General features: G+C 66.7%; 5 protein-coding genes. All 5 read left to right on the plus strand.

Annotated elements, in window-relative coordinates:
* Positions 1-588, plus strand: a 588-nt coding sequence (locus AC1DQP_RS17685; protein WP_478052122.1) for a Csu type fimbrial protein, incomplete at its 5' end; no start/stop codon positions are given.
* 68 nt (positions 589-656) lie between these two features.
* Positions 657-926 carry a hypothetical protein gene (locus AC1DQP_RS17690; protein ID WP_457322249.1) on the plus strand — a complete coding sequence of 90 codons (270 nt, stop codon included), beginning with the start codon at positions 657-659 and terminating at the stop codon, positions 924-926.
* The gene (locus AC1DQP_RS17695) at positions 926-1,642 is read left to right on the plus strand and encodes a fimbrial biogenesis chaperone (protein ID WP_478052123.1); all 717 of its coding nucleotides are present in this window, start codon (positions 926-928) and stop codon (positions 1,640-1,642) included. Before AC1DQP_RS17690 ends, AC1DQP_RS17695 begins: the two co-directional genes overlap by 1 nt.
* Positions 1,643-1,856: 214 nt before the next feature.
* Positions 1,857-2,720: a 30S ribosomal protein S2 gene (gene rpsB / locus AC1DQP_RS17700; protein WP_478052124.1), complete on the plus strand. Its 864-nt coding sequence runs from the start codon at positions 1,857-1,859 to the stop codon at positions 2,718-2,720.
* A gap of 126 nt (positions 2,721-2,846) precedes the next feature.
* A complete protein-coding gene (gene tsf / locus AC1DQP_RS17705; RefSeq protein WP_478052125.1) occupies positions 2,847-3,725 on the plus strand; it encodes a translation elongation factor Ts in 879 nt (292 codons plus the stop codon).
* Positions 3,726-3,965: the final 240 nt, after the last annotated feature.

Here is a 3,965-nt window from a genome sequence, read left to right on the forward strand (position 1 = left end):
GAGACGCTCTCCGCAGGGACCTTCAGCAGCAGTTTCGCCGCTGCCGACACCACCGTGCGCTTTGCCTACAACGAAGTGCTGCTTGGCACCGCCTCGCCACCGCCCGCCTGCACCACCCCGGCCGGCGGCGGTGCGACCGGCAACAAGACCGTTGCCTCCGGCTTCCCGTTCACGGTCACCGCCAATGTGCTGCCGCAGTGCAGTACCTATGTCACCACCGACATGGACTTCGGCAGCAATGCCGGCGCCATCACCGGCAACATCGAACGCACCTCGACCATCGGCCTGACCTGCATCAACCGCACTGCCTACACCATCGGCCTGGACAACGGGCAGCATGTGCTCGGCACGACCACCCGGCGCATGCAGCACACCACCAATCCGGCGTACTTCCTTGCCTACGAGCTGTATCGCGACAGCGGCCGCAGCCAGCGCTGGGGCAACACCATCGGGGTGGACACCGCCACCGGCACCGGTACCGGAAGCGCCCAGACCCTGACCGTGTACGGTCGTGCGCCGCCCACCTCGGGCAGCCTGCCCGCCCAGGGCAGCTACAACGATGTAATCACGGTGACCATCACCTACTGACGTCGCAGCGCCTCAAGCCCGGCGGCACCCCGGCCGATAACGGGCAGGCCCCTTCCCTGCGATGTTCCATGATCCTGCGACGGCTTCCCTCCGCCCCGGCCTGCCTGCTCCTGCTCGCGGGCCTCACCGCGTTACCGGCCGCCGCGCAGTCGCAGGGCGGCTTGCGCATCCAACTGCGGATCGTCGCCGACTGCACCTTCGCCGCCGCGCGCGTGTCGCATGCGGACTGCCCGGCACCGCACCAACGCAGCGATGCCCCCATCCCGGTTCCGGCCCAGGTGCGGGCATTGACCCCGGTCGATCCGGCCCGCGGCGACCGGGCCACGGTGACCTACTGATGCGCACTCTCGCCGCGCTGGCGCTGGCCCTGACCCTGCAGCCCGCCGATGCCGGGGCGCTGCAGCTTTCCGTCGGCAGCGTGCAGGTACCGGCCGACCAGGCCGACGCCGAGCTGTGGCTGGACAACCCCGATCCGGCGCCGTGGTCCGGCCAGGCCCGGCTGTACCGCTGGGAACAACACGAAGACGCCGAGCAGCTGCAGACGGCCGAGGACGTGGCACTGAGCCCATCGATACTGGAGATCCCGCCGGGACAGCGGCAGCGCCTGCGGGTGGTCCGGCTCGGTGCCGCGCCGGCGCAGGTCCAGCAGGCCTATCGCCTGGTGATCACGCCGGATCCGGCGCTGCCGGCGGCGACCGCGCCACGCTACTCGCTGCCGGTGTTCCTTGATCCACCCGCCGCGCCCGAGGTAGCGTCGATGCTGCAGATCCGGGTGCGGCCGGGCCCGTCAGCGCAACTGCAGCTTTACAATGGCGGCCCGCGCCACGCCCATCTGGCCGACCTGGTGTTCATCGACAGCCACGGCACCCGCCAGGTTGTGATCGCCGGGCTGGCCGGCTATGTACTGCCCTACCAGCGGCGCACCTGGACGCTCCCGGCGCGTCCGGACCACTACGCCGCCGGCCGGTTCCGGGCCCGCCTGGACCATGCGGCCGAGGCCGATCTGCCCGACCTGCCCCCGGAGATTGCAGCCTCGACGCGCAGCGGGCTATAATCGACCGGATCTCCCGCCTCGTTCGATGCGGGGAACCGTCAACACCGGACGTCACCGGTGAATCCACACCTGCCGCCCATATCCGTGCCGGGGTGCTCCGCAAGGAGTTCGGTCACGGAAGCGACAGGGAAGCCAAACCCCGGAACCACCCGCCTTGCGGCGGACCGCCCAACTATTATCCGTGGCGGCCGGTTCCCTATCAGGAGTTACTGCAATGCCCCAGGTCACCATGCGTCAGATGCTGGAAGCCGGCGTCCATTTCGGCCACCAGACCCGTTACTGGAACCCCAAGATGGGCCAGTACATCTTCGGCGCCCGCGGCAAGATCCACATCATCAACCTGGAAAAGACCGTTCCGCTCTTCAATGACGCGATGAACTTCATTTCCAGCGTCGCGCAGAAGCGCGGCACCATCCTGTTCCTGGGCACCAAGCGCAGCGCCCGCGAGTCGATCCGCGAAGAAGCCGAGCGTTGCGGCATGCCCTTCATGAACCAGCGTTGGCTGGGCGGCACCCTGACCAACTTCCGTACCGTGAAGCAGTCGGTTGCCCGCCTGAAGGAACTGGAAGCCGGYGAAACCGACGGCAGCTTCGAGAAGCTGGTCAAGCACGAAGTGCTGGGCCTGCGTCGCGAGCGTGACAAGCTGGAAGCCTCGCTGGGCGGCATCAAGGACATGAACCGTCTGCCGGACGCGATCTTCGTCATCGACATCGGCCATGAAGACATCGCCATCAAGGAAGCCAAGAAGCTCGGCATCCCGGTGATCGCCGTGGTCGACACCAACTACAACCCGGAGCTGGTGGATTACGCGATCCCGGGCAACGACGACGCCATCCGCGCTGTGCAGCTGTACGCCCGCGCTGCTGCCGACGCCGTGCTGGAAGGCAAGGCTGCTGCGCCGCACGCCGCCACCGTCCGTGAAGAAGAGTTCGCCGACGCTGCTGCCAGCGAAGAAGCCAAGCCGGCCCGCCGCGCTCCGGCCAAGAAGGCCGCTGCTCCGGCTGCTGCTGCCCCGGCTGCCGATGCTCCGGCTGCCGATGCTCCGGCCGCCGACAAGGCTGGCGAAGCCCAGGCCTGATCCAGGCCCACGGTGGGCGCCGCGCGCCCACCGCTCCTGTCCGCTGCCGATGGCGCGATGACAGGACCCTGTCATACGGGCCGGCCACCATGCCGGCCCAACCCCTTTCTTTCGTGAGGAAATCCCGTGGAAATCACTGCTTCCCTGGTCAAGGAACTGCGCGAGCGCACTGGCGCCGGCATGATGGAGTGCAAGAAGGCACTCACCGAAAACGGCKGCAACATCGACGCCTCGGCCGAATGGCTGCGCAAGTCCGGCCTGGCCAAGGCCGACAAGAAGGCTGACCGCGTGGCTGCCGAAGGCATCATCGTGGCGGCTCAGGACGGCAACAAGGCCGTGCTGGTCGAAGTCAACTCCGAAACCGACTTCGTCGCCAAGGACAGCAACTTCCTGGACTTCACCAAGGCCGTTGTCGCCGCCGCCCTGAGCTCGGGCGCTGCCGACATCGACGCGCTGAAGGCCGCCAAGCTGCCGAGCGGCGAGACCGTCGAAGAAGCCCGCGCCGCCGTGATCGCCAAGGTTGGCGAGAAGGTCGACGTGCGTCGCATCGTGCGCCTGGAATCGTCCAACAACGTGGCCGCTTACGTGCACGGTGGCCGCATCGGCGTGCTGGTCGAGCTGGCCGGCGGTGACGCCGAACTGGCCCGTGGCCTGGCCATGCATGTGGCTGCGATGAATCCGCCGCACAACAAGGCAGCCGATGTGCCGGCCGAGTTCGTTGCGAAGGAGAAGGAAATCGAGCTGGCCAAGATGACCGACAAGGACAAGTCCAAGCCGGCCGACATCCTGGAAAAGATCATCAGCGGCAAGATCGCCAAGATCGTCAACGAAGTGACGCTGTACGGCCAGCCGTACGTGCTGGACACCAACCAGTCGGTCGAGCAGGTCCTGAAGGCCGCCGGTGCCGACGTGGTCGGCTTCAAGCGCCTGGCTGTTGGCGAAGGCATCGAGAAGGTTGTCGAAGACTACGCTGCCGAAGTGATGAAGCAGGCCGRTCTGGCCTGATCCCTCCTACGCCATCGCTTGCGGTGGTGTGATGGATCGAAAAAACCCGGCTTCGGTCGGGTTTTTTTGTGGGTGTTTGTTTTTTTTTCGAAGCGGAAAGCGCGGAGCCGAAGCCAAAGCAAAAGCCAAAGCCAAAGCAGTTTGCTGGCTGCTTGGTTTTCAGTGCGGGCTGGCAGGCTTACCCCCTTGCCGGGACACGCCGTAAACCCATCCCTGGGGGCTCGCGGGCGCCATCCATGG

The sequence above is a fragment of the Stenotrophomonas sp. P5_A8 genome, from assembly GCF_056400545.1.

What these genes read in the sequence shown, in the direction of transcription:
- AC1DQP_RS17690 (WP_457322249.1), top strand. Translation starts at nt 657, where the DNA reads ATGATCCTGCGACGGCTTCCCTCCGCCCCGGCCTGCCTGCTCCTGCTC.
- AC1DQP_RS17695 (WP_478052123.1), top strand. Translation starts at nt 926, where the DNA reads ATGCGCACTCTCGCCGCGCTGGCGCTGGCCCTGACCCTGCAGCCCGCC.